The sequence below is a fragment of the Paenarthrobacter sp. NPDC091669 genome (assembly GCF_044756725.1).
Classification (GTDB): domain Bacteria; phylum Actinomycetota; class Actinomycetes; order Actinomycetales; family Micrococcaceae; genus Arthrobacter; species Arthrobacter bambusae_C.
Map to the genome: position 1 here is coordinate 34,039 of NZ_JBIVTK010000007.1, position 24,963 is coordinate 59,001.

A 24,963-nucleotide genomic window follows, 5' to 3' on the forward strand; every position below is an offset into this window, starting at 1 on the left:
CCTTAGTTTTCAAAATCTTCAAGCGGAGGGCACGAGCACACAAGATTCCGGTCACCGGCGGCGCCGTCGATCCTGCCGACGGGCGGGAAGTACTTGTCCTGCTTGAGGTGGTGGACCGGGAAAGCGGCCTGCTCACGCGGGTAGTCACGGTCCCAGCCGGAACTGACGACGGCGGCAGCCGTGTGCGGTGCGTTGCGCAGCGGCGACTTCTCAACAGTGAAATCACCGCTGGCTACCTGCTCGATCTCGGCGCGGATGGTGATCATGGCTTCGACGAAGCGGTCGATTTCGGCCAGGTCCTCGGACTCCGTCGGCTCCACCATCAACGTGCCCGCCACCGGGAACGCGAGGGTGGGCGCGTGGAAGCCGAAGTCGATCAGGCGCTTGGCCACATCTTCGGCCGTGACGCCCGTGCGGGTGGTCAGCTCGCGAAGGTCCAGGATGCATTCGTGGGCCACCAGCCCGCCCTCACCGGTGTACAAAACCGGGAAGTGCTCATCCAGGCGGGAAGCAACATAGTTGGCGGCCAACAAAGCCGACTTGGTGGCTTCCGTCAGACCCTGCCCACCCATGAGCTTCACATAGGCCCAGGAAATCGGGAGGACACCGGCCGAGCCGTAGCGCGAGGCAGAAATGGCCACGCCGTGCCCTTCCTCATGGGACGCCTTGTTCGCGTCGCCCGGCATGAACGGAGCCAGGTGGGCTTTCGCAGCAACAGGGCCAACACCCGGTCCGCCGCCACCGTGCGGGATGCAGAAGGTCTTGTGCAGGTTCAGGTGGGACACGTCGCCGCCGAACTTGCCCGGCTGGGCCAAGCCAACCAGCGCGTTCAGGTTGGCGCCGTCGACGTACACCTGGCCGCCGGCTGCGTGCATCGCGTCGCACACCTCGCGGACGTCGGCGTCGTACACACCGTGCGTGGACGGGTAGGTGATCATGATGCAGGACAGGACGTCTTTGTTGGCCTCGATCTTGGCCGTCAGATCCGCGTGATCGATGGTGCCGTCAGCAGCCGTGGCCACCACCACTACCTTCATGCCTGCCAGCACAGCAGACGCTGCATTGGTGCCGTGGGCCGACGCCGGGATCAGGCAGACAGTGCGCTGCCCATCACCGCGGGACAGGTGGTAGCCGCGGATCGCCAGCAGACCTGCGAGCTCGCCCTGGGACCCTGCGTTCGGCTGGATGGAGACCTGGTCATATCCGGTGATCTCGGTGAGGTCCGCCTCGAGGTCCTCGATCAGTTCGCGCCAGCCAACTGTCTGGTGCTCCGGAGCGAACGGGTGGATGGAGGCGAACTCCGGCCAGGAAATCGCCTCCATCTCAGCGGTGGCGTTCAGCTTCATGGTGCACGAACCCAGCGGGATCATGGTGCGGTCCAGTGCGAGGTCCCGGTCCGACAGCTTGCGGATATAGCGCAACAGCTGCGTCTCGGAACGGTGCGTGTTGAACACCGGGTGCTGCAGGAAATCACTCACTCGGACCACGTCAGCGGGCAGTTCGAACCCGGATGCGGCCCCTACCGGGCCGGCACCGAAGGCGACGGCTACTGCTGAGAGGACCTCCGGCGTCGTGGTTTCATCAACGGAGACACCAACGGTGTCGGCATCGATGAGGCGCAGGTTGATGCCGCGGGCTTCGGCTGCTGCGATGACCTTGTCGGCCTTGCCCGGGACACGGACAGTGAGGGTGTCGAAGAAGGACTCGGAGACGAGTTCCCGGCCGGCCTTCTGCAGGGCCGAAGCCAAAACACGGGCGTGTCCGTGGACGGTCTCGGCGATCGATTTCAAGCCCTCGGGACCGTGGTACACCGCGTACATCGAGGCAACAATGGCGAGCAATGCCTGCGCGGTGCAGATGTTGGACGTGGCCTTTTCGCGGCGGATGTGCTGCTCGCGGGTCTGGAGTGCCAAACGGTACGCAGGGACGCCGGCGTTGTCTTTGGAGACGCCCACGATGCGGCCGGGAAGCGTGCGCTCCATGCCTTCGCGGACGGCCATGTAGGCAGCATGCGGGCCGCCAAAGAACAGCGGGACACCGAAGCGCTGCGCAGTTCCGACGGCGATGTCCGCACCTTGTTCGCCAGGAGGCGTGATGAGGGTGAGCGCCAGCAAATCCGCGGCCACCGTGACCAGTGCTCCACGTTCCTTGGCGTCAGCAATCACAGCGGTATGGTCGAAAACCCGGCCCGAAACCCCGGGCTGCTGCAGGACGATGCCGTTGATGTCGCCGTCGGGAAGCCCGGCCGAAAGGTCAGAAATCTGAACTTCGAAGCCCAGCGCCTCGGCGCGGCCCTTCACGATCGCGATGGTCTGCGGGAGGAGGTCCGCGTCCAGGACAGTCTTGCCGTCCTTGGCAGTTTTGTTCTTGTTGGCGCGGCGCATCAGCAGCACAGCTTCAGCAACGGCGGTGGCTTCATCCAACAACGAGGCGTTGGCTACGGGAAGTCCAGTGAGGTCCTGCACCATCGTCTGGAAGTTGAGCAGCGCTTCGAGGCGGCCCTGCGAAATTTCCGGCTGGTACGGCGTGTAGGCGGTGTACCAAGCGGGAGCTTCCAGGATGTTGCGGCGGATCACCGGGGGCGTCACGGTGTCGTAGTAGCCCTGGCCGATCATCTGGACAGCGGTCTTGTTCTTGGACGCGAGCTTGCGGAGCTCGGCGAGGACCTGCACCTCGGAGAGGGCGTCCTGCAACTTCAGGGCCGTTTCCTGGCGGATGGAATCGGGGACCGCGACATCTACCAAGCCGTCGACAGAGTCGTAGCCGATGGCCTTGAGCATGGTGTCAACGTCGGCTTGGCGGCGGGCGCCAATGTGCCGGTCCGCGAAGGCGGTGGGGGTTGATTGAACAGTCAAGAGGAACTCCATGATTCAGGCGCCCAGTGAGCGCCACGATGATGTGGGGTTCCTCCCCGCTCTGTATTGGACCTGAGAGATTCCGCAGACTGTGTTTCCACATTCCGTCTGCTTGCACCGTCGGTGAGTCCGGTTACCCGGACTGCTTTCCAGAGTTGCCTAACCGCGGCGGTACATGGGCCTGAGAGATTCCTGGGGAGGATTTGCTCCTACGGCGCCTGACTGGATGTACCGGCAGGACTCTCCCGCCGCAGATCAAAAGCGTTGCATCACCATGAGTGACACGCTTCACACCATAGCGGGTTGTTTTGAGAAAGCGCAAGCAAGGTGTGGCTACTTCCCGCCAGCCCTCTCTCACATCCCGAGCCCTTCCCGCCAGCCCTCTCTCACATCCCTCCTACACCAGCTGGAAACCCCGGAGTGGTATTTTGATCTCTGCTGGAGGCAGACACTGCACCTATTCGGAGGATCATCCATGTTCAAGGGTTTCAAGGACTTCATACTTCGCGGCAACGTGATCGAGTTGGCCATCGCCGTAGTCATCGGCAGCGCGTTCACGGCACTCGTCGGAGCCTTCACCAATCACATCATCAACCCCGTGATCGCCGCCGCAGGCGGCATGAACGCCGACGGACTCGGCTTCAAGATCTGGGAAAACAACCCCGCCACGTTCATCAACATCGGAGCTGTGCTGACGGCTCTCGTGACCTTTGTGATCACCGCTGCCGTGGTCTACTTCATCTTCGTGGCACCCATGAACAAGATCAATTCCCTGGTCAAGGACCGACTCTCCACCGAGGAACCCGAGGAAGAGCCGCTTCCGGCAGATACTGCCCTTCTGGCCGAAATCCGTGACCTTCTGAAGGACGCCGCTGCCGCCCGCAGCACTGCCCGGACCTCTGGCCTCGAGTCGGACCTGGACTCCGAACTCGATTCCGACCGCACCCGCTAGAATCTTCAGCTCCCCGCGGGCGTTGGTTCCAAGTTGCTTCACCGAACCCGGTGTTCTCTCCGCGAGGGCGCCGGGTTCTTACGTTGGCGGACCCGCATGGACACCCTCAAAACCGGGGAGGAGCGCACGTTCACCGGCTCGTCCACAGAACGTGACGCGCTGGCAACCGGTGCGAAACGGGGGCAGGGCAGCATGGGAACATGAAGCCCAACCCGAGCACTTCCGTCACCGCGGATCTTCTCTGTGATGTCTGCGGTCAGTTGCCCGAACCGCCCAAAGCCCGACTCACCCTCGCCAACATCGCGGTGATGCTTCCTATCGAGCTGTTGGTTCATGCAGCCGTGGTTGGAACCACCCTCCCCTACGTGGCCAAGGTCTTGCTACTTGCAGTGACCGCCACCATTTTGGTGATCTGGGTGGCCGAACCTTCAGCTGCCAAGGTCCTCCGGGGCTGGCTGCACGCGCCGGCTCTCCGCCAACGGCACAGACTACATCTGGCACCGGCCCTGTGGCGGGCCCGAACGGTGCTGCTGGACCAGCCGGGTTCACTGCAGACGGTCACGCAGTCCTTGGCCAGGTTGGGCACCAATATCCTCAGCCTTCACGTCCACCCGGTGACGAGCGCCAGGTCCCTCGGCCCGGGACACATCGGCACTGTCATGGACGAGTTTGTTCTCTCCGCACCGGGCGACGTCACCGAGCAGGAACTGCTGAAAGCCCTGGCCGACGGCGGTGGGTGTGGGTCCCTTGTTTGGCCCACCACTGCTTTGGCCATGGCAGATGGCCAGACCAAAGCACTGACCCTGGCAACCCGGATTGCCGGAAACCCGAAGGAACTTCCGCACGCAGTCGCCGAGCTGCTTTCCGCCAAAATCGTCCCGGGCGATCCGGAGCATCCTGCACCCGCGACGAGCGCCGGCGTCGGGCCTTCACCGGACGTCCTCAAAATCCCCACCGCCTGGAACGGCCCACTGGTCTTTTCCCGACCCGGCGAACCGTTCACGCCGGCCGAGTCCGCCCGGGCGCATAGGCTGGCTGAACTCGCGGAGATCCTGGCACACAGCCCGGCGGCACCGGAGAGAGCCCGCTGCTGAACGCCACAGGGTTCAGTCTTGGTCGATCTTCTCGAGGAGCTTCCCCAAGGCATCCCGGATGTCGTCGTAGTCGTACTGGCCCGCCCTGCTCTCGGCGGCGATCACACCGCAGCGGTGGATCTTCGTGAAGTCGCCGATGGGGAACTTGTAGTGGCCCTTTTGATCGTCCGGGTGCTCGTCGTCCACCCCGAGGAACCACTTGGAGTATTCGGCGTGCCCGTGCTTGTCCAAGAAGGCATTCTCGTCCTTGGTGGAGGGTGCGTGCTCACTCCAATCGTCGCGGGCGTCCTTGACCACCTTGCCGTCCTTGACCAGGCGCTTCGCATGGTCAAAGGCCCTTTTGTTGAGTTTCACTGTCATGGCGCACCTCGCTGGGATGGGTGGCTTGGCTGAATCCGGTAGCTCGTGCAGCCCAGCTTAGGACGACGGCGGACGGGCGGGAAGGCCCGCTTGGCTGGAAGGCCGGACTGGCGGGCCCAGCGACCAGGCTCAATTTCCGCGCCAGGCCCCTGCGGTCAGTCCACCAGCCGGATCCTGAGGCCGGTTCCCCGCTCTTTCTCCACCAACCTCCGCTCTATGGGCCCGCTTTGGGCAAGCCAGAGGACCCTGCCGTCATGGGTGACGGACTCCACGCAGCCTTGGTCCACAACTTCGTTGTACCGCCAGACTTGTACCGTCTGGCCCACGAGGACCCGCCAATTGGTCACGGCCCTGCCCTCGGCTTGGCCGAAAGGCCTCCCGGGCGACGATTTTTTGTTACTGTCCTGCACGTCAATGACTCCTAGCGGTGCTTTACAAACTGTCTGTAAGGACTTGTGCCGCCAGGGCTCAGTACATGACGCGGTTCAGGGGTTTTTCGCTAGAGTCCTTTCACTGCACCCAGGACCTTGGTCAATGAATCCTTGGCATCTCCGAACAGCAAGGTGGTGTGGGGTTCGTAAAGGAGTTCGTTTTCGATACCGGCAAATCCCGGACGCATGGAGCGTTTGAGGAACACCACCTGCCGGGCGTCGGCAACTTCAAGGATGGGCATTCCGTAGATCGGCGAGCCGGAGGTGGTCTTCGCGGCAGGGTTGACGACGTCGTTGGCGCCCACCACCAAAGCAACATCGGCGGTCTTGAATTCGGAGTTGATGTCGCCCATTTCCTTCAGCGATTCGTAGGGCACATTGGCCTCTGCCAGTAGAACGTTCATGTGTCCGGGCATTCGTCCGGCCACGGGATGGATGGCGAAATCCACCTCAATTCCGCGTGCTTCCAAGGCCAGGGCGAGTTCGGCGGCGGTGTGCTGTCCCTGGGCGACCGCCAGTCCGTATCCCGGCACAATGATGACGCGCTGCGCGTAGCCGAGCAGCACTGCAACGTCCTCTGCGCTGGAGGACCGCACCGGTCGCTCGCTCACGGCCGTGGAACCTGCCGTCGAGCCACCCTTGAAGGCACCGAACATGATGCCCGCGACACTCCGACCCATCGCCGCCGCCATGGCCCGGGTCAGGATGGTGCCCGAGGCTCCCACCAGCGTTCCGGCGACCAGCAAAAGAACATTGCCCAGCACCAGCCCCGATGCCGCGACAGCCAGGCCGGTGAAGGCATTCAGGAGCGAGATGACGATCGGAACGTCCGCGCCACCCACCGGAAGAACCAAGAGAATGCCGGTAACAAGACCCAGGACCAACAGCACCAGCGCCAGCACCAGCGAACCGTTCAGGATCACCACCACCCCGGCACCCACAGCGGCCAGCAACACCACAGCCATCAATGCGGGCAGGCCAGGGAACGTCACGGGTTTGGTGGTCATGAGCCCTTGGAGTTTGGCGAAGGTGACACCGGAACCAGCGAAGGACACTGCACCCACCAGCAGCGTAAAGACGATGGCCAGGCGAACCCAGGGATCGTCTGCGTGGGAAAGTTCCAGCATGGCAACCAGCGCCGCGGCACCACCGCCAACACCGTTGAAGAGGGCCACGAGCTGGGGCATCTGCGTCATCTGCACGCGGCGGGCCACCGGTGCCGCCACACCTGAACCCACCGCAATGGCACCGAGGATCCAGGGAATGTTGTCCAACTTCACGGAGACGAAGACCGTGACCACGGCCAACAGAGCACCAAGGGCGCCGATCAGGTTGCCGCGACGGGCCGTTTTCGGTGAGTTCAGCCCCTTGAGCGCGAGGATGAAGCACGCCGCCGCTGCGAGATAGAGGAGTGCCGTCCACGTGGGATTGAGCAGCGTCACGGTTGGCGCTCCTTCGTCACGGCTTCGGCGGAGCCAGGACTGGCCGGCTCAACTTTCGACGGCGGCCGTTGCCTTCCGCGGAACATTTCCAACATGCGGTCGGTCACCACGAACCCGCCCACGAGGTTGGCTGTGGCAAGGACGACAGCCAACAAGGCCACGGCCAGCACCCACGGATCTGCAGCCTGTCCTGCAACGATGATGGCTCCCACCAGGATGATGCCGTGGATCGCGTTCGCACCGGACATGAGCGGCGTGTGCAGGGTGCTGGAGACCTTGGAAACAACCTCGAAGCCCACAAACACGGCCAGCACGGTGATCGTCAGCAGGCTCATGCCATCCATCAGCGCACTCCTTCGGTTCCGGGACGGGTAGTGCCTACGGGTTCTGTTTCGCCTGCGAGCGCCGTGAGTGCCTCCGCGGTGGGGGCGTGCCGTACTTCGCCGAGGTGGGTGAGGCAGGTGCCCGCCACTACTTCGTCGTCGAAGTCCGGTGAGACCGTCCCGTCTTTGGTCATGAGTGCCAGCAGATTGGCCACATTCTTGGCGTAGAGACGGGAAGCGTCTGCGGGCATCGCGGAGGCTGCGTCCTTGATTCCCACCAGCGTCACCAGCCCTTGGCCGTCTGCGGTGGGCACGGGGATGTCCTGTCCCGGGATGCTTCCCTCAACATTCCCGCCGGATTCGGCCGCCAGGTCCACCACCACGGAGCCGGGGCGCATACCCTGCACCATTTCGCGGCTCACCAGGAGTGGCGCCCTTCTGCCGGGGACAGCGGCGGTGGTAATCAGCACATCGGCTTGGGCAACGTGCGGCGCCAGGAGCGCCCGCTGCAACGCGCCGCGATCTGCGCTGAGTTCGCGGGCGTATCCACCGGATGCTTCGGCGGTTTCGAGGTCCAGTTTGATGAATGTGCCGCCCATGGATGCTACTTCGTCCGCCGAAGCCGGGCGGATGTCGTTGGCGGAAACCCTGGCCCCGAGCCGCTTGGCTGTGCCGATCGCTTGCAGTCCGGCAACGCCTGCGCCCAACACCAGCACCCGGGCGGGCGGGATGGTTCCGGCTGCCGTCATGTACAGCGGGAAGAAACGTGGCAAACGCATGGCCGCCTCGAGGACACAGCGATAGCCAGCCACCAGAGCCTGCGAAGTGAGCGCATCCATGGATTGGGCACGGGATATGCGGGGAACCAGCTCGAGGGCAAAGGACGTGATTCCACCGGCGGCGAGTGCCCGCACCGTAGGCAACTCCGAGGACGGCGACCCCAACCCGACAGTGACCGAACCCCGGCGGAGGGCTCCCGCCGTCGACGGTTCCATGGGGCGTACGTGGCAGTACACATCAAGCGATCCGAGAACCAACGACTGCACCACAGCGGCGCCAGCGGCCCGATAGTCGTCGTCGCCATGGCCGGACGCCAGCCCGGCGCCGGACTCGATCTGCACCTCAAGGCCCAACCCCACCAGCTGCTTCACCGTTTCCGGCGTTGCGGCCACACGCCGTTCACCGTCGAGCGTCTCGTGCGCTATGCCTGCTTTCACCCGCCACCCCTTTTCCGGAACTCTCCAGAACTCAGTTGGCATGAGTCTATGACCGCGAGGGGCCGGGCGGGAGTAGGGGCTGCGCTATGTGCATAAGTCAATTAGGGTCGGTGGGAGCTGGGGGCAACCAGCCACCACACCGTCGACGAGCCGGTTCCGGCCGTGCCGTCGGAAAGGAACGCCGCTATGGACACTTTCACCATCGGTTATTTCGTCGGAAGCCTGGCAAGCAATTCCATTAACAGGGTCCTCTCCAAGGCCCTCATCAGCGTGGCCCCGCCGGAACTCGAGTTCCATGAGATCGCCATCAAGGACCTCCCCCTGTACAGCTCCGATTACGACGCCGACTTCCCGCCTGCGGGCCGGGAGCTCAAGGAAGCCATCGCCGCGTCGGACGGCATCCTGTTTGTCTCCCCCGAGTACAACCGCTCCATTCCGGGCGCATTGAAAAATGCCATCGACTGGGGTTCGCGCCCATGGGGCACCAACTCGTTCGCAAGGAAGCCCACGGGAATCATCGGCGCATCGCCCGGCGGCATTGGAACGGCCGTGATGCAGTCGTCCATGCGCAGCGTGTTGAGCTTCCTGGACGCGCCGCAGCTGAATGCGCCGGAGGCTTACATCCGCTTCGTCGCAGACGCGTACGACGACGACGGTTCAGTTAAGGATGAAGGAACCGCTTCCTTGTTGCGGCATTACATGGAGGAATACAGCGCGTTCGTGCAGCGTGTCCTCGCCGCCAACGCCCCGGGCCACATCGGGGACCAGGAGCCGGATTCCGCCAAGCTCACGCGGTAAAGGCCGATGGGGTGCCGCTCCCGGCGCGCGGGCGGCACCGGCGAAAATCACCCACCGCCACGGTTTAGTCAGTATCCTTACGAGTATGAGGATTCACGCCACTAAACCCCTGGAGGTATCGATGTTTCGAAGATTAGCCACCACCACCTTGGCCGTGGCCCTTTTCGCGGGGTCCATGCTCTCCACGACGGTTGCCGCCACCGCGGCGCCAGCCGCCCCAAGCAGCGCCGCCCAAAGCAGCGCCGTCCAAGGCAACGTAGCCGCCACGACGCCGACACCCACGGCGGATTCCACCAACCCCTCCGGCCCCTCAACGCAAACACCAACCAACCCGGCACCATCGTCCGGGGCTCCCAGCACGTCCAATCCTGCAGGCAGCGGGCCAGCCAACCCCGGGACCGGAGAGTCTGATTCCCAGGAACAGACCCGCACGGACGCCACCCCCTGGGTGCTGGCCGGAGTAGCCACAGTCATCATCATCGCCTTGATTATCTGGACCGCGCGCAATCGGCGCGGGCGGGACAAGGGAATCAGCGACGAGCCTCGCTAGGCGACGGGCTACGCCTTGAGGGCGCCCGCCGCCAACCGGCCGATGAGGCTGCTTTCCAGGTGTTCCAGCAGGTGCCGCGGATTGTCATAGACCTCTGCGGCACCTGCGTCACGCAGCTCCGCCTCACTGATTCCGCCGCAGGTCAGGGCAATCACGGGAACACCAATGGCCGCACCGGCCTTAATGTCCCAGACTGCGTCACCAACAAAGACCGCATCCTCCGGGCTGACGCCAAGCTTCTCCAAGCATGCGATGAGGATGTCCGGCGCGGGCTTGCTCTCCTTGGCGTCATTGGAGCTGGTCCACGCATCGATGGAGGAGCCGGCGTCGAGGATGTGCCTGCTGACTTCCAGGTCTCTCTGCTGTGCTGACGATGCCAAGCCCACTGCCAGCCCGGACCCGGAGCAAGCCGAGAGAAGGTCGCGGACGGAATCGAATGACCGCAGCGTAGGCCAGAACGTTGAGAACACTGCGCTATGTGCCGATTTCAGATCTTCCAGCAGGTCTTCAGGGCAGTCAGGTACGAGGCTCTGGATCAGTCGGTCGCCTCCCATGCCCACCCGCCGGTGAATGGCGGACATCTCGATGTCCAGCCCTTCACGCCGGAACGCCTGCCACCATGCCATGGCGTGGAAATAGCTGGAGTCAATCAGGGTTCCATCCACATCAAAGAGGACCCCGCGCTTCTTTGGTGATGCTGAATCATTTGTCATGGCCAACCACCTTCGCTTTGGTCTGGATGCCCTGCGCTGCCAGGGCGGGATCGATGTCTGGTTCCTGGAGCATGAGGACTTCATACCGCTCAGCGGATCCCGTTCGCAGCAGGCCCGTCCCGGCCACTTCCCTCATGGCAGAGACTCCCTCAATGGCCTCGTCCAGCGACGAAAAACGTTTGGACAGACCCATCAACGCGTCGCTGCCGTCCAATACCAGTATGCGAAATCCTCCGTCGGGGGTCTCTACCAGTTCCAAATGACCGGCCATACCGACCTCCTTGCTTCAACAACAGTCCCCATAGTAAGACTACTTAGTATAGAGGCTGATCGACATATTTCGTCACGCGGGAAATAGGCGCCTGCAACTTCTTGTTGGCACCGCCATGACAACAATCGGAATCATCGGTGCAGGACACATTGGCAGCCAGGTTGCACGCAAGGCCGTGGAATTGGGCTATGACGTCGTCATCAGCAACTCGCGCGGCCCCGAAACGCTCGGCGAACTCGTCGCGGAACTCGGGCCGCGCGCCCGCGCCGCCACGGCAGCCGAAGCAGCAGCGGCAGGCGATTTCGCCGTCGTGACCGTGCCCCTGAAGAACTACCAGGACATCCCCGCTGAGCCCCTCGAGGGCAAGATCGTGATCGACACCAACAACTACTACTGGGAGCGCGACGGCCGCATCCCGGAGCTGGACAACGGCGAAGCCACCACTTCCGGCCTGCTCCAGAAGCACCTCCCCACGTCCAAGGTGGCCAAGGGTTTCAACCACATTTTCGCCAAGGACATCACCACCGACGGCACGCCGGCCGGCACCCCCAACCGCCGCGCCCTCGCCACCTCCAGCGACTTCCCGGAAGCCGCCGGCCTCGTCACCAAGCTGTACGACGAATTTGGCTTTGACACCGTCAACGTCGGCCCCCTGGAGGACAGCTGGCGCGTCGAACGCGACCGCCCCGCGTACGTCATCCGGCAGACCGCCGTCGAACTTCAGGACAACCTCGCCAAGGCGACCCGTACGGTCTAAACCCTCAATGCACGGCGGCGGGCAAGCGGCTGACGCTTGCCCGCCGCCTTGTTGTGGGCTGCTGCCCTGAAAAAGGGAGTGGAAACGGTGTCATGAATCGGGTCCGTGGCGCACTTTATGGGTGGCTGCTTCCTCAGGCGCTTGGCGCATCGGGCACCCGGGGAAGCAGCTGCCCCCCCAGCGCCACGACCCGAGGAGCCCCATGTCCACCAAGATTTCCACCTGGCCAGCAGCAACTCCCCTGTGGGTGGACCTGGGAGTTGACGACCTCAGCGCCGCAAAAGCGTTCTACGCAGACCTTTTCGGCTGGGACTTCGTATCCGGCGGCAAGGAATCCGGCGACTACGTCCTGGCTCACCTGAGGGGCCGCGCCGTGGCCGGACTAGGCCCCAAACAGGATCCCGGCATGCCCACAGTCTGGACCACCTTCCTGGCTTCGGACGATGTTGACCTCACGGCAAAAAAGATCGGCGCGGCTGGAGGGCAGCTCCTGGCCCCGCCCTTTGATGTCATGGAATCCGGCCGCATGGCCCTGGCCACTGACAGTGTTGGTGCGGCGTTCGGCGTCTGGCAGGCCGGCACCCACATCGGAGCTGAACGCGTCAATGAGCACGGATCCCTGTGCTGGAATGAACTCCACACCCGCGACTATTCCGCCGCCCGGTCCTTCTACTCGGAGGTCTTCGACGTCAGCTACCAGGACGTCACCGAAGAGGGCCTGATCTACTCCACCTTCCGCCGCCCTTCGGACGGCCGGGAAGTGGGCGGGATGCAGCACGATGCCGCACTTCCAGAAAACGCGCCCAACTACTGGATGACCTGGTTCGCCAGCGACTACGTGGCGGGGACAGCAACCCGGGCCGTCGAGTTGGGCGCCACCCTGCTGGGTCCCGTGGCGGAAACCACCCTGGGCCGGATGGTAGTGGTCCGGGCGCCGCAGGGTGAAGTGTTCGGCGTCATCGACGCGCCGCGGACCAGTGACTAATCAGGCTGCTGCGGGGTCCAGTGCTTCCGCGATGACCTCGTGTGCGTGGGCAGCGGCCAGGGGTGCCGCCAGGCGATGAACCGCCTGGAACGTCCTGCGCACCGCCGGACCGTGCCATTCCGGCGGAAGGTAGTCGGCAGGGAGGTTCGGGTCGCGGTACGGGAACTTACGCCACATGGTGAGCATGGGAATGTAATAGCGGAAGGCGTCGCGCCGCAGCTCTTCGGTGGAATCAGCCAGCGCCCTTGCGGGATCGCCGCCCACCTTCTCCGTCCATTGCTGTTCCGCACCTTCGTACAGACCCAGGAACTCGGTGAACTGCTCATCGAGCTCCTTGAGGTCCCACCATTCGGAGATCTTGGGTCGCATGGGGCCGTCAAAAACGTAGTCGCTCCGGAACAGGTCCACGAACTCAATCAGCCCTCCGGCGGTGAGCCGCTCCCGGGCTTGCTCCAGCTTGTGGGCCGGCGCGATCCACACCCCGTTGGCCACCGAACCGAACCCCAACGCCAATAAGGCGGAACGGAGCTGGTGGCGGCGGTTACGCATGGATTCCGGCACCGAGAAAACGGCAAGTACCCACGTGTCTACCGGAGCGGGCGGTTCCGGTGCGAAAATCCGCCGGTCGCCCTCACGGAACACATCGCTGACGGACTCGGAAATCTTGTACTTGGCGATTCCACCCTCGCGGACACTCTTCAGCACCCCTTTGGCCTTGAGCCTGGAGACCGACGACCTCACACCCGGAGCGTCATAACCGAGCGAACCCAGCATGGAAATCAGCGCAGAAACCGGCAAAGCATCGCCTGCGTTCCGGCCATAGAGGCCGAAGATCGTCACGAGCAACTGCTGGTGGCGTACCGGGGGTGCCGGGACGGCGAACATCGAAAGATCCTCATTTCCGCGCCCTCAATCAGGCGCCAGTCCAGTTCATCATAGGTGCGGTGATGGTTCCCGCCGATGTTCCGGATCAGCCCAGCGAAAGAAGCAGGAAGAGGATTGCGAGTACCAACGCCACCGGGGTCATGACACACCGCTCAGGCTTGCTGCGGGATATAGCATTCATGAAGACGCCCAGAGTGAAGTAGGCAGTAAGTACCCACATGAAGACGTCGGTGAACCCTTCGCTGATCAGCGCCGGCACCAGTTCGGCCTTGGCCAACGCCGTGTAGCCGAAGACGGCGTAGAGCACGACGGAAGCCACACTGCCTACCCTGAGCTTCTGCGGCAGGATGTCGTGCTGCCCACCCCAAGCGAATCGTCCAAGGGGCGCGCCGGCCGCCAAAGCCACTTGGAACACGGCCAAACAACCAAGGATTATGCACGCGGGAATCGCGTAGAGCTGCTCCACCGGCTAAGCGTAACCGCCCGGCGCCGTGCCATCGGCGAACCTGACATGAACGCCGGCGGAACCTGCCCTCAACCACATGCCTGAAGGCTCCGCGCGACTGGCCGCATCTTCATAAGCATGCTTACTATAGGTCCACGCTGTTTCGAGGCTGACCCGCCTCGAAAGGTCCTTTCCGTATCAACGACAGGAAGCACATCATGGCAGGAAATCTCGTAGCCCGTTCCCTTCACGACCTCACCGCCGCGGCATGGTTCGGCGGCTCACTGATGGGCGCCATCGGATTGAACGGTGCCGCAGCAGAAGCCAAGGATCCCACCGAGCGTACCCGTCTCTCAAGCAAGGGCTGGGGCAAATGGGCTCCGGTTCAGACAGCCGCTTTCGCCGGACACCTGGCCGCAGACCTGGCCATCGCGTGGGAAAACAAAGGCCGGATCGCCAAGCAGGACAGCGTTGCCGCGAACACCGTCTACAAGACAGTAGTGACCTTGGCTGGAGCTGCCGTCACCTTGTACGCCGGTGTTGTGGGCAAGAAGGTGGACGAACTCTCCGAGGAAGGCGCCGAGGGTGCCACCGAACCGCGCGCCGGGGCATCGGATGAATTGAAGGCCGCACAAACGCAGCTGAAAGCACTCCAGTGGGCCATTCCGGCCTTCGCAGCATGGGTGATCATCCTTGGCGCCAAGCACGGCGAGATGCAGCGGCCCAAGAACATCCTGAAGGGCCTGCGCTAACCGCCAACCCCGCGGTCACTACCCTGACGCCGAGACGGCAGCTAACACCAATCCCCCACTCTACATTGGTGTTATCTGCCGTCTCGCGGGGCGCTTAGGACTCTTGCCTGGCCCCGACGGCCCGGATCAGGTGATCCGGCCAAGGCTGCGCCGACGTCGTCCCCTGGGGGACATGCACCGTGGTGACCGTTCCGTACGCGGCCACCTCACCGCCGTCGGAAGTTACCTCAAAAGCCAGCGTCAGCGAGCTCCGGCCGAGCGCACTGATCTTCACCGTGGCAGTGATGCGCTGGCCGAACCACAACTTGGCCTTGTAGTTGATCACTTGCTGGACCCGGGGTGCGCTGGGGAAATAGCCAGGCAACTCCAGCGAACGGAAGAGCTCGGCTTCCGCAGCCTCAACCCAGCGCAGGATGGCCGAGTTGTGCTGGTGTCCGGAGGCGTCGGTGTCCACCCATTCCACCGTTCGCTCGACGCACGCCTCCGGAAACCTGTCCATGATTGCTCCTAGCGGGCGCTGACGGTGGCGTCGTCGGGATCAACGTCGACGACGGCGACCGGCACCTCAGGCTGTGGCTTGGGAATCATCGCCACAGCACCGGCTGCCAGTACTGCGATGCCGGCGAAGATCGCAAAGTTGGCCTCGAAAGGCAACTTGGAGCCCGCGATCCAGCCACCAATCAATGGCCCGGAGATGGCACCCAGGCGGGCGAAGCTCAAGGCCCAACCCGTTGCCGTGCCGCGGACCTTGGCAGGGTAGTAATCGGCGATATACCCGGTGAGTACAAGCGATGTGGAGATGGAACCGACACCGGCGAAGGCGACGAACAGCAGGTTGACCACCATGGTGTTCGGAAAGACCAACAGCATGATGCCCAGCCCGCCCAGGATGTAGAACACCACCAGGATGAGTTTCTTGCCGTACTTGTCTGCGGCGCGGCCCAGGAGCAGGCCACCGATTGCGGAAGCAAGGCTGAAGACCAGAAGGAAGGTCAAGGAAGAACCGAGATCATAGCCGGCCTTCTTCATGATGCTTGGCAGCCAGGTGTTCAGGCCATAGACGAGGACCAGGCCGCAGAAGAGCGAGATCCAGAAGAACACCGTGGAGCGCAGGTACTTCTTCGAGAACATGGTGGTGATGGTCTTCCACCAAGGATCAGCCTGCACACCTGCTTTGGGAGCAACGGCAACAACCGGCGTGTAGTTGGAGATGTTCAGCTTGGTGGCCAGTGCCTTGGCCTCGGTCTTGCGGCCCTTGGATTCCAGGAATTCCAAGGACTCGGGCAGGAACTTCCAGATGATCGGGATCAGCACCACGGGCGCGGCGCCGATGGCGACGACGGCACGCCAGCCACCCATGGGCAGGACGAAGAGGGCGGCGAGAGCGGCGGCGACGATTCCCAGCGAATAGCCGGAATACATGAGGCCGTAGTTGTAGGAGCGTTTGTTCGGCGCAGAGTATTCAATGGTCAGGGCTGCTGCCACCGGAATGACACCGCCCATACCCAAACCACCGATGAGCCGGAACAGTCCGAAGAGCTCCGGCGTCGGAGCCCAGGCAGCACCGGCCTGGGTAAGCGTGAAGATCGCCATGGAGGCCAAGAGCATCTTCTTGCGTCCCACGAGGTCGCTGAGCGTACCGATGAACAGGGCACCAATAAGCATGCCGATCAAGGCATATGAGCCCAGGCCGCCCAAGGCCAGCGGGCTGAGGTTCCATTCCTTGTACTCGGCAAGGGCCGGAAGGATGGCTCCGAGGACGCCGACGTCGTAGCCCTCGGCGAGGATCGCGAGCCAGCAGCAGAACAACACCAAGCCGGTGGTCTTTTTGGGCACGTTCCAGTTATTGACGGGTGCGGTGGCCATGGCTACTTCACCAAAACCGATGCGGCGGCGGACTCGGGAGTCCAGCGGAGGTGGGTGTTGGCCTCTTCGATGTCTGCTTCCTTCAGCAAGGACAGACGCGGACGGACTGCGTCAGTGCGGGAGCTCGGTGGTTTCCGGCGACCGGCACGGAACTGCGGTATCCAGTCAGCGCCGGGCCCCTGGTACTCCTGCTCTGCGGCGGCGTGAAGGGTCCACTGGGGATCGTAGAGATGCGTACGGCCCAGGGCGATCAAGTCCGCACGGCCTGCGAGGAGGATGGAGTTCACGTCGTCGTAGGTGGAGATGGCGCCGACGGCGATCACCGCCACTCCTGCCGGTGCGGCCACTTCCTGACGGATGCGGTCGGCGAACGGGGTCTGGTAGCTGCGGCCGAAGGCGGGCTTCTCCTCCTTGGCGACCTGTCCGGTAGAGACGTCCAGGCCGGCAGCGCCGTGTGCCACGAAAGCGCGGGCGATTGCCACGGAGTCGTCGGACGTGTTGCCACCCTCGATCCAGTCGGTCGCGGAGATGCGCACCGTCACCGGCTTACCGGCGGGCCACGCCGCGCGAACGGCGTCGAACACTTCCAGCGGGAACCGCAGCCGGTTCTCCAGGCTGCCGCCGTATTCGTCGGTCCGCTTGTTGGACACCGGCGAGAGGAAGGAGGACAGCAGGTAACCGTGGGCCGCGTGGATTTCAAGGAGGTCGAAGCCTGCCTCGTCGGCACGGACCGTGGAAGCGACGAACTCCGCCTTGATGGCGTCCATGCCGGCGCGATCCAGCTCCACGGGAGTCTGGTTTTCCGGGCTGTACGGCAGGGCTGAAGGCCCGACGGCGGTCCAGTTGCCGGACTCGAGCGGCTGGTCGATGCCTTCCCACATGAGTTTGGTGGAGCCCTTGCGGCCTGAGTGGCCCAGCTGGGCACCGATCTTGGCGGTGGAACGGCTGTGGACGAAGTCCACGATTTCCTTCCAGCTGTCACGCTGATCGTCCGTGTACAAGCCGCTGCAACCGGGGGTGATCCGGCCGGCTTCGGAAACACAGACCATTTCGGTCATGACCAGGCCGGCACCGCCAAGCGCTTTGGAGCCGAGGTGGACCTTGTGGAAATCACCCGGGACGCCGTCCGTGGCGGAGTACATGTCCATCGGGGAGACCACAATGCGGTTCTTCAGCTCCAGCCCGCCGATCCGGAACGGCTGGAACATGGCCGGAGCCACCTCTGTGAGTCCCTGGGATTCTGCGAAGTCGCGGTCCACGGCGTCAGCGAACTCCGGGTCACGCAGGCGCAGGTTTTCCTGCGTGATGCGGCGGCTGCGGGTGAGCAGGTTGAACGCAAACTGGGTGGGGTCCTGGTCCTTGTACTGCCCGATGCGCTCAAACCATTCAAGGGATGCCTGTGCGGCACGCTGGGTGGAAGCGACCACGGGCCGGCGCTCGGCCTCATAGGCTGCCAATGCGGATTCAACATCCGGGTGCTCGTGCAGGCAAGCGGCCAACGCCAACGAGTCCTCCATGGCCAGCTTGGTGCCGGAACCGATGGAGAAGTGGGCCGTGTGGGCCGCGTCGCCCAGCAGCACTACGTTGTTGTGGCGCCAGTTCTCGTTGCGGACCGTGGTGAAGTTGATCCACTTGGAGTTGTTGGTCAGGACCTGGTAGCCGTTCAGTTCTTCAGCGAAAATCTCACGGATCTTCGCGATTGCCTTCTCGTCGGAGACGCCGGGAGGGAAGACCTCGTTGGCGGTCTCGTCGAAGCCGGCCGCGTGCCATACGTCCTGGTGCATTTCCACGATGAACGTGGAACCTTCGTCCGAGTAGGGGTAACCGTGGATCTGCATGACACCCCACTCGGTTTCCTTCACAAAGAACTTGAAGGCCTCGAATACCTGGTCCGTACCAAGCCACATGAACTTGTTGGTCCTCATGTCCAGGTTCGGTTTGAACGAATCGGCGTACTTGGCACGGATCTGCGAGTTGATGCCGTCCGCGGCGAGAACCAGATCGTAGTTGGCTTCGAGTTCCTCGATGGCCGGGGCCAGGGTGCTGAAGCGCACGTCCACGTTCAGTTCGATGCAGCGGCGCTGGAGCAGTTCCAGCAGTTCCTTGCGGCTCATGGCAGCGAAGCCCTGTCCGCCCACCGTGATCATCTGGTCGCGGAAGTGGATGTCGATGTCCGACCAACGGGCGAAACGGCGGCTCATGTATTCGGCCACCACGGGATCCGCGTTGCCGATGCCGCCGAGCGTCTCATCGGAAAATACGACGCCGAAGCCAAAGGTGTCGCTGGCAGCGTTGCGTTCCCAAAGGGTGATGTTGTGGGACGGGTCCAGCTGCTTCATCAGTGCTGCGAAGTACAGGCCACCGGGGCCGCCTCCAACAATTGCGATTTTCATGGGTGTTGCTCCTTCTCAGGCCTGGCTCTGGCCGGCGGGGGTAAGTTGTTCGGTCTGGCTCGCGTTCGCCTTCGAAAGGCCCTCGCGGAGCTTGAAATGCTGGAGCTTGCCGCTGGGATTGCGCGGAAGTTCGGTGACGAAGCGGACGTCCCGGGGGTACTTGTACGGGGCGATGGTTTGTTTGACGAAGTCCTGGATTTCCTTGCGCTTCGCGGCGTCGCCGGTGACGCCTTCACGCAGGACAATGAACGCGCAGACGATGCTCCCGCGCTCCTCGTCGGGAACTCCGATCACGGCGTTTTCCACGACGTCAGGGTGCTGGTCGATGGCCGTTTCGACCTCCGGCGCGCCAATGTTGTAGCCGGAGGAGACGATCATGTTGTCTGAGCGGGCCTGGTACGTGAAGTACCCGTCCGCGTCCATCGCGAAGGTATCTCCGGTGACGTTCCACCCACGGACCACGTAGTTCGCCTGCCTGGGATCGTCCAGGTAGCGGCAGCCGGTGGGGCCAATGACGGCCAGGCGTCCGATGTTCCCGGGGCCGAGTTCGTTGCCGTCCTCGTCCAGGATGGTGGCCCGGAATCCCGGAACAGCGCGTCCTGTACTCCCGGGCCGGATGTCGTCCCCGGCAGCGGAGATGAAGACGTGCAGCATCTCCGTGGCACCGATGCCGTTGACCAGCCGCAGGCCCGTGGCTTCATGGACGGCTTCCCAGGTTTCCTTGGAGAGGTGCTCTCCGGCGGACACTGCGATGCGCAGGCCGCGGAGGAGATCGCCGCGCTTCTCTTTCAGGATGGCCCGGTACGCCGTGGGGGCGGTGAACAGGATGGTGGCCCCGGCTTTTGAGGCGTGCTCCGCCAATTCCACGGGCCCTGCCTTCTCGGTCAAGAGCGACGACGCCCCGAACCGGAGGGGGAAGACCACCAAACCGCCCAGCCCGAAGGTGAAGGCCAAAGGCGGCGAACCGGCGAAGACGTCCTCGGCGGTGGGCTGCAGGATGTAGCGGGCGAAGGTATCGGCGTTGGCCAGGATGTCCCGGTGGAAGTGCATGGTCACCTTGGGGACGCCGGTGGTGCCCGACGTCGGACCCAGCAAGGCAACGTCGTCGGAGGCTGTGTCTACTGCCGTGAACTTGCCACTCTTGTGCTCGCAGCGGGAGGCGAGGTCGCCGTCGTCGTCGAATCCGTTACCGGCGCCATACGTGAGGACGGTGAGGTCATCCCCGGCGGCAATCGCGAGCTCGTCCACAAACCGGTGATCCGAGATGGCCACCGTCGGCTTGGTGAGTTCAATGAGTGTGGCGACCTCAGTGGAGCGCAGCATGGGCATGGTGGTAACCACCACGCCGCCGGCCTTCAGAACACCCAGCCAGGCAGCGACGATCCACGGATTGTTGGGGCCGCGCAGGAGCACGCGGTTGCCGGGAACAACACCGAGATCCTCGGTGAGAACCTGGGCCACCTGGTTGGAACGCTTCTGGAGCTGACCGTAGGTCCAGACCGAGCCGTCAGGGGTCCACAGGGCCGGACGCTCCGCGCCGTACTGGTCGACAGCGTCGTCGATCAGCACTGCGGCAGCGTTGAGCCGTTCCGGGTAGTGGAGTTCGGGGAGGGTGAATTCAAGCGCAGGCCAGGTATCGGCGGGCGGCAGGTGGTCGCGGGTGAACGTGTCCACGTGGGCCGATGGCATCATGCTCATGGCCGGTCCTTTCAGTGGTGCGTCGTTGAAGCTGATGGTTGGGGAGGTAGAAAGCTATTCAGGCGCCGGCGCGGATCATGCCCTCTTGGGCCACGGTGGCGAGGAGCCTTCCTTGCCGGTCGAAGAAGCGGCCCATGGCCAGGCCCCGGTTGCTCTGGCCGGATATGGCTTCCTGGGCATATAAGACCCATTCGTCCGCGCGACCATCCCGGTGGAACCACATGGAGTGGTCCAGACTGGCGGTGGTGAGTCCCGGGCTGGACCAGTTCAGTCCGTTGACCCGGAGCAACGGCTCCAGGATCGTGTAATCGCAGACGTAGGCGAGGGCCGCGCGGTGGAGGTCGACGTCGTCGGGCAGGGCGTCAAAGGCTTTGACCCATATGGCTTGCTGAGGCACTGCGCCGCCTTCAAGCTCGATGTATACCGGACCGGGAATATGCCGCATGTCGAAGCTTCGACCCGTGGACCAATAGTCTGCGGCCGCTCCCCCGGTCCCGTCCAGCGCTTCCGCAGCTGTCCGCAGCGATTCAGGCTCGACGGCGGCGGGAGCCTCCGGCTGAAACTCCGGACCTTCCTCGGGAACCTGGAAGGAACCCATGGCGGCATAGACGGGCTTGCCGTTCTGGAAGCCGCGAACCGTGCGGGTGGAATACCCGCGGCCGTCCCGCAAATGTTCTACTTCGTAACGGACACTGGAACCGATATCCACGGGACGCATGAAGTAGCTGTGCATCGAGTGCAGGGTCCGGTCAGCACCCACTGAGCGCATCATGGCGGCCGCTGCTTGTGCCACCATGTCCCCGCCGTAGGCTTTTGGCCAGGGCACGTACTGGGTGGTTGCTTCATAGGCTTCGTCGAAGACCTCGGCCGTTGCCGGCGTGAGCTCGATGGCCTTCAGGAAGGTTTCCGATGTCAGGGTTCCAGTGATCATGGCTAGACGCGGCGGTAGTCTGCGAGGGTTTCGTCGGCAACGTCTTCGAGGTTGACCACGAGGTTCTCCGGCGTGCGCGCGGTGAGCCAGACGAGTTCTTCGGTAATGGACATGTTGGCCTCGACGTGGGGCATGAACGGCGGCACGAACACCCAGTCGCCGGCCTTCATGTCGATGAACTCCGAGTAGTCCTCGCCGAAGTAGATGCGGCCGTGGCCGCGGAGCACGTAGCCGCCCGTCTCGGCCTCGCCGTGGTGGTGCGGAAGTGAGCGGTACCCGGGGGTGTTGGATACCTGGCCGAACCAGATCTTGGTTGCCGGGGTGTGCTGGATGCTCACGCCGGAGACGCGGATGCAATCACCGGACTGGGCAGTATTGGTGTCTTCGGCGCCGGCGCGGGTGACAACGGGGACAACCTTGCCATCCGCCTGGGCGTAGATGGAGTTGTCGCCTTCGAGGCGGTATTCGGTGGTGGTCTGGCTCATGGGTCTCTCTCCTTTGGTGTCGTGTGAAGGTTTCTAGGCGTTTGCCGGGACGGGTGCGTGGATCCGGAACCTGTTTTCCAGCCGGCCGATCCCGTCGATTTCGGTGGTGAGGACGTCACCGTCCTTGAGGAAGCGCGGCGGGGTCATCCCCATCCCCACACCCCCGGGCGTGCCCGTGAGGACAAGGTCGCCGGGACGCAGGATGGTGAACTGCGAAATGTAGGACAGCAGCTGCGCGGGGCCGAACACCAAGGTGCTGGTGTTGCCCTGCTGGACGAGCTCGCCGTTGACGTAGCCGCGGACCTCAAAGTGCTGATCTGCCTCGTCCGCGGTGACCATGACCGGGCCCACAGGCGTGGAGCCGTCCCAGGCCTTGCCTTGGAACCATTGCAGGGTCCGGCTCTGCCAGTCGCGCATGGAGACATCGTTGGCCACGGTGTACCCGGCGATTGCCTCACGGGCCTGGTCTTCATCCGCGTGGAACAGTTCAGAACCCACGACGACGGCGAGCTCGGCTTCCCAGTCGACGCGGCCGCTGCCGTGGACTTCTACGGCGTCATTGGCGCCAACCAAGGTGTCCGCGTACTTGGCGAACAGCGTGGGGTATTCCGGAAGGTCCCGGCCCATTTCCTGGATGTGGTCCCCGTAGTTCAGGCCGCAGCAGATGACTTTGCCGGCGCGGGGAAGGAGTGTGGCGAAGTCGGCGTCTCCTGCCGCGATGATGTTCTGATCACCCGCCGTCTCTGCTGCCTTCTCGATCACAAGACGCCACTCGGGCTGGGCCAGGAGCGCCCCGACGTCAGTGGCGGGCAGCGTGAGGTAAGAGTCGGCGCCCGTGGCGAGGGCCGCCGTCGTACCTCCGTTGGCCGTACGCAAGGTGGCAAGTTTCATTGCGGGTTCCCTTCGAGATGATGTGATGTGTCGACTTTTTTACGATCGTCACATATGCTCAACGTAGCACGGCGGAAATGATCTGCACAGAGGCTTTCCAAAAGTTTTTGCAGTTGCCACAACGAGGAGGAACAGCATGAGCCACCAGACGATCAACCCGGAATCGCTGCCCAAGCCATCAGGTTTTGCGCACGGCATTCTTGCCGGCAACACTGTCTTCCTGGGTGGGCAGACGGCCCTGGACAAGAACATGAACATCGTTCCAGGCGGCATCGTGGAGCAGTTCACGCAGGCGTTCTCCAACGTCATCACCACCTTGCGCGAGGCCGGCGGACAGCCCGAGGACCTGGTCAACGTGACCATTTACCTGACGGACGTGGACGACTACATGGCCAACGGCCGCGAAATCGGACGCATCTGGCGCGAGATGGCGGGATCCCAGTACCCAGCGATGGCCGGCATCGGTGTCACAAGGCTGTGGCAGAAAGAGGCCCTGATCGAAATCCAGGGCATCGCGGTCATTCCTGAGCGCTAAACCTCTGGAGTTTTTGTACAGATACCGCCCCTAAAACCGCTTCTAAAGGTCATTAGCTGTACAAAAACTCCCGTGTATGGCGCAGGATTGGGCCATGGGAACCGTCACCGAATATCTTGTGGGCGTCAGCGAAGCCAACCGCGCGATTCTGGAGCGGATTGTGGAGATCGCCCGCGAACTCGCGCCGGATGCCGAAGAAGGGGTCAGCTACGGGATGCCCGCGCTGCTGGTTGATGGCAAGGGCTTCCTGAGCGTGCAGGAAACCGCAAAGCACCTGGCCCTGTACCCCTTCAGCGGGCAGATCCTGCCGGAGATGTCGGAAGAGCTTGGTGGATACTCGTGGTCGCCGGGGACGTTGCGGTTCTCGGCAGACAACCCCGTGCCCGACTCGCTGGTGCGCCGGATCCTGGAGACGCGGCTGGCTTCGATCCGGAAGTAGGCTGCGACGTCCTAGTGCTTCGCCGAGACGTCCTGCGAGATCGCGTGGGCGGTGGCCACCACTTCCTGCCGCACTGACTCGAGATACGCGTCCGGATCCGGCTGCGCAGAGACGGCTTGCGCCTGCAGGGACACGTTGATCGCAGCCACGTTGTCGCCGTTGTTGTGGTTCCACACGGGCGCCGCGATGGACATCAGCCCGATCTCCAACTCCTGGTCAAGCAAGCACCAGCCTTGCTGGCGGACCTGCTCGACGGCGGCCCTCAAGTCGGGCACGCTGGCGACGGTTCGCGGCGTGAGCGGGGTGAGTTCCGCCGTCGTGAGGTAAGCCTCCAGCTTGGCCTGCGGCAATCCGGCCAGCAAGACGCGACCCATGGAGGTGGCGTACGCCGGGAAGCGGGTGCCGACGGTGATGCCCACGTTCATGATCCGGCGCGTGGCGACGCGGGCCACGTAGAAGATGTCCGGGCCGTCGAGGACGGCGGCCGACGTCGACTCCCCCAGTTTCAGGCTCAGCTGCTCCAGGTGCGGCTGGGCCAACTGCGGCAGGGACAGCGCGGACAAGTAGGAGTAGCCAAGCTGCAGCACCTTGGCCGTGAGCGCAAAGGTCTTCCCGTCCGTGCGGACGTAACCCAGTTCAACCAGGGTGTGCAGGAAACGGCGTGCCGTGGCGCGCGTCAGGTCCGTGCGGGCTGCGACTTCGCTGAGAGTCATCACCGGGTTGTTCGCATCGAACGCCCGGATCACAGCGAGCCCGCGGGCCAACGACTGGACGTACTGGTCGCTGGCCTGCGGGGTAACTGCGGAGTCGGTCATGGTTACCAATCCTAGGGTGCGTTGCGGGGCCCAACTTGCGGGGCCTGCTCTGCGCCCCAAACGCGGGATCAAGCACGCAA

At 63.6% G+C, this 24,963-nt stretch carries 27 protein-coding genes and 1 riboswitch; of the genes, 9 read left to right on the top strand and 18 right to left on the bottom strand.

The annotated features are described in order from the left end of the window. Positions 1-2: 2 nt before the first annotated feature. On the bottom strand, positions 3-2,855 hold the full coding sequence (gene gcvP / locus ACIQLI_RS12800) for an aminomethyl-transferring glycine dehydrogenase (RefSeq protein ID WP_400388895.1): 2,853 nt from the start codon (positions 2,853-2,855) through the stop codon (positions 3-5). A 159-nt stretch (positions 2,856-3,014) separates the two neighbouring features. Next, a riboswitch (glycine riboswitch) is annotated at positions 3,015-3,113 on the bottom strand. A 217-nt stretch (positions 3,114-3,330) separates the two neighbouring features. Between gcvP and mscL the strand changes: the two genes are divergently transcribed. Further along, positions 3,331-3,807 (top strand): large conductance mechanosensitive channel protein MscL, encoded by a 477-nt coding sequence (gene mscL, locus ACIQLI_RS12805; protein ID WP_400388898.1) that lies wholly within the window; start codon positions 3,331-3,333, stop codon positions 3,805-3,807. A 200-nt stretch (positions 3,808-4,007) separates the two neighbouring features. Next, on the top strand, positions 4,008-4,901 hold the full coding sequence (locus ACIQLI_RS12810) for an amino acid-binding protein (protein ID WP_354231204.1): 894 nt from the start codon (positions 4,008-4,010) through the stop codon (positions 4,899-4,901). Positions 4,902-4,913: 12 nt separating this feature from the next. Here the strand turns inward: ACIQLI_RS12810 and ACIQLI_RS12815 are convergent, their stop codons facing one another. From ACIQLI_RS12815 to ACIQLI_RS12835, 5 genes are all read right to left on the bottom strand, one after another. Further along, positions 4,914-5,261 (bottom strand): hypothetical protein, encoded by a 348-nt coding sequence (locus tag ACIQLI_RS12815; protein WP_400388901.1) that lies wholly within the window; start codon positions 5,259-5,261, stop codon positions 4,914-4,916. A 155-nt stretch (positions 5,262-5,416) separates the two neighbouring features. Next, entirely contained in the window at positions 5,417-5,608 is a 192-nt protein-coding gene (locus ACIQLI_RS12820) for a hypothetical protein (RefSeq protein WP_354231208.1), read from the bottom strand. A 152-nt stretch (positions 5,609-5,760) separates the two neighbouring features. Next, positions 5,761-7,134, bottom strand: coding sequence for an NAD(P)(+) transhydrogenase (Re/Si-specific) subunit beta (locus ACIQLI_RS12825; protein ID WP_354231210.1), 1,374 nt, complete (start codon positions 7,132-7,134; stop codon positions 5,761-5,763). Next, entirely contained in the window at positions 7,131-7,478 is a 348-nt protein-coding gene (locus ACIQLI_RS12830; RefSeq protein ID WP_400388905.1) for an NAD(P) transhydrogenase subunit alpha, read from the bottom strand. The genes ACIQLI_RS12825 and ACIQLI_RS12830 overlap by 4 nt, the downstream gene beginning before the upstream one ends. Continuing rightward, on the bottom strand, positions 7,478-8,674 hold the full coding sequence (locus ACIQLI_RS12835) for a Re/Si-specific NAD(P)(+) transhydrogenase subunit alpha (RefSeq protein ID WP_400388908.1): 1,197 nt from the start codon (positions 8,672-8,674) through the stop codon (positions 7,478-7,480). The genes ACIQLI_RS12830 and ACIQLI_RS12835 overlap by 1 nt, the downstream gene beginning before the upstream one ends. A gap of 186 nt (positions 8,675-8,860) precedes the next feature. On the opposite strand from ACIQLI_RS12835, the gene ACIQLI_RS12840 reads away from it, so the two are divergent. Together ACIQLI_RS12840 and ACIQLI_RS12845 are read left to right on the top strand one after the other, a co-directional pair. Beyond that, positions 8,861-9,472 (top strand): NADPH-dependent FMN reductase, encoded by a 612-nt coding sequence (locus ACIQLI_RS12840; protein ID WP_354231216.1) that lies wholly within the window; start codon positions 8,861-8,863, stop codon positions 9,470-9,472. A gap of 121 nt (positions 9,473-9,593) precedes the next feature. Further along, positions 9,594-10,022, top strand: coding sequence for a hypothetical protein (locus tag ACIQLI_RS12845; RefSeq protein ID WP_400388912.1), 429 nt, complete (start codon positions 9,594-9,596; stop codon positions 10,020-10,022). 8 nt (positions 10,023-10,030) lie between these two features. Here the strand turns inward: ACIQLI_RS12845 and ACIQLI_RS12850 are convergent, their stop codons facing one another. Both ACIQLI_RS12850 and ACIQLI_RS12855 read right to left on the bottom strand, forming a co-directional pair. After that, positions 10,031-10,735, bottom strand: a complete 705-nt coding sequence (locus ACIQLI_RS12850; RefSeq protein ID WP_400388915.1) for an HAD family hydrolase — start codon at positions 10,733-10,735, stop codon at positions 10,031-10,033. Continuing rightward, the gene (locus ACIQLI_RS12855) at positions 10,725-11,006 is read right to left on the bottom strand and encodes a hypothetical protein (RefSeq protein WP_400388918.1); all 282 of its coding nucleotides are present in this window, start codon (positions 11,004-11,006) and stop codon (positions 10,725-10,727) included. The genes ACIQLI_RS12850 and ACIQLI_RS12855 overlap by 11 nt, the downstream gene beginning before the upstream one ends. Before the next feature lie 115 nt (positions 11,007-11,121). Between ACIQLI_RS12855 and ACIQLI_RS12860 the strand changes: the two genes are divergently transcribed. Next, complete coding sequence (locus tag ACIQLI_RS12860) at positions 11,122-11,763, top strand: NAD(P)-binding domain-containing protein (protein ID WP_354231224.1); 642 nt, start codon at positions 11,122-11,124, stop codon at positions 11,761-11,763. A 202-nt stretch (positions 11,764-11,965) separates the two neighbouring features. Next, entirely contained in the window at positions 11,966-12,748 is a 783-nt protein-coding gene (locus tag ACIQLI_RS12865; protein ID WP_354231226.1) for a VOC family protein, read from the top strand. Here the strand turns inward: ACIQLI_RS12865 and ACIQLI_RS12870 are convergent, their stop codons facing one another. Together ACIQLI_RS12870 and ACIQLI_RS12875 are read right to left on the bottom strand one after the other, a co-directional pair. Continuing rightward, entirely contained in the window at positions 12,749-13,633 is an 885-nt protein-coding gene (locus ACIQLI_RS12870) for a PaaX family transcriptional regulator C-terminal domain-containing protein (protein WP_400388921.1), read from the bottom strand. An 85-nt stretch (positions 13,634-13,718) separates the two neighbouring features. Continuing rightward, entirely contained in the window at positions 13,719-14,099 is a 381-nt protein-coding gene (locus ACIQLI_RS12875; protein WP_400388924.1) for a hypothetical protein, read from the bottom strand. Positions 14,100-14,296: 197 nt separating this feature from the next. Between ACIQLI_RS12875 and ACIQLI_RS12880 the strand changes: the two genes are divergently transcribed. Further along, positions 14,297-14,830 carry a hypothetical protein gene (locus tag ACIQLI_RS12880; RefSeq protein WP_354231232.1) on the top strand — a complete coding sequence of 178 codons (534 nt, stop codon included), beginning with the start codon at positions 14,297-14,299 and terminating at the stop codon, positions 14,828-14,830. Between the two features lie 94 nt (positions 14,831-14,924). On the opposite strand, the gene ACIQLI_RS12885 is transcribed toward ACIQLI_RS12880, so the two are convergent. From ACIQLI_RS12885 to ACIQLI_RS12915, 7 genes are read right to left on the bottom strand one after another with little or no spacing between them, the layout of a single operon-like run. Beyond that, positions 14,925-15,329 (bottom strand): acyl-CoA thioesterase, encoded by a 405-nt coding sequence (locus ACIQLI_RS12885; RefSeq protein WP_400388927.1) that lies wholly within the window; start codon positions 15,327-15,329, stop codon positions 14,925-14,927. Between the two features lie 8 nt (positions 15,330-15,337). Further along, a complete protein-coding gene (locus ACIQLI_RS12890; protein ID WP_400388930.1) occupies positions 15,338-16,696 on the bottom strand; it encodes an MFS transporter in 1,359 nt (452 codons plus the stop codon). Positions 16,697-16,698: 2 nt separating this feature from the next. Beyond that, positions 16,699-19,089: a bifunctional salicylyl-CoA 5-hydroxylase/oxidoreductase gene (locus ACIQLI_RS12895; protein WP_400388933.1), complete on the bottom strand. Its 2,391-nt coding sequence runs from the start codon at positions 19,087-19,089 to the stop codon at positions 16,699-16,701. 15 nt (positions 19,090-19,104) lie between these two features. Further along, positions 19,105-20,787 carry an AMP-binding protein gene (locus tag ACIQLI_RS12900; protein WP_400388936.1) on the bottom strand — a complete coding sequence of 561 codons (1,683 nt, stop codon included), beginning with the start codon at positions 20,785-20,787 and terminating at the stop codon, positions 19,105-19,107. Between the two features lie 58 nt (positions 20,788-20,845). Next, positions 20,846-21,718: an acyl-CoA thioesterase gene (locus ACIQLI_RS12905; protein WP_400388939.1), complete on the bottom strand. Its 873-nt coding sequence runs from the start codon at positions 21,716-21,718 to the stop codon at positions 20,846-20,848. A gap of 2 nt (positions 21,719-21,720) precedes the next feature. Then, positions 21,721-22,203: a cupin domain-containing protein gene (locus ACIQLI_RS12910; RefSeq protein WP_400388942.1), complete on the bottom strand. Its 483-nt coding sequence runs from the start codon at positions 22,201-22,203 to the stop codon at positions 21,721-21,723. A 33-nt stretch (positions 22,204-22,236) separates the two neighbouring features. After that, entirely contained in the window at positions 22,237-23,094 is an 858-nt protein-coding gene (locus ACIQLI_RS12915) for a fumarylacetoacetate hydrolase family protein (RefSeq protein ID WP_400388945.1), read from the bottom strand. 136 nt (positions 23,095-23,230) lie between these two features. Between ACIQLI_RS12915 and ACIQLI_RS12920 the strand changes: the two genes are divergently transcribed. Both ACIQLI_RS12920 and ACIQLI_RS12925 read left to right on the top strand, forming a co-directional pair. Then, complete coding sequence (locus tag ACIQLI_RS12920; protein WP_089596898.1) at positions 23,231-23,629, top strand: RidA family protein; 399 nt, start codon at positions 23,231-23,233, stop codon at positions 23,627-23,629. Positions 23,630-23,705: 76 nt separating this feature from the next. Next, entirely contained in the window at positions 23,706-24,068 is a 363-nt protein-coding gene (locus tag ACIQLI_RS12925; RefSeq protein ID WP_400388948.1) for an iron chaperone, read from the top strand. Positions 24,069-24,079: 11 nt separating this feature from the next. Here ACIQLI_RS12925 and ACIQLI_RS12930 read toward each other — a convergent pair whose 3' ends face one another. Continuing rightward, the gene (locus tag ACIQLI_RS12930; RefSeq protein WP_400388951.1) at positions 24,080-24,883 is read right to left on the bottom strand and encodes an IclR family transcriptional regulator C-terminal domain-containing protein; all 804 of its coding nucleotides are present in this window, start codon (positions 24,881-24,883) and stop codon (positions 24,080-24,082) included. Positions 24,884-24,963 lie beyond the last annotated feature (80 nt).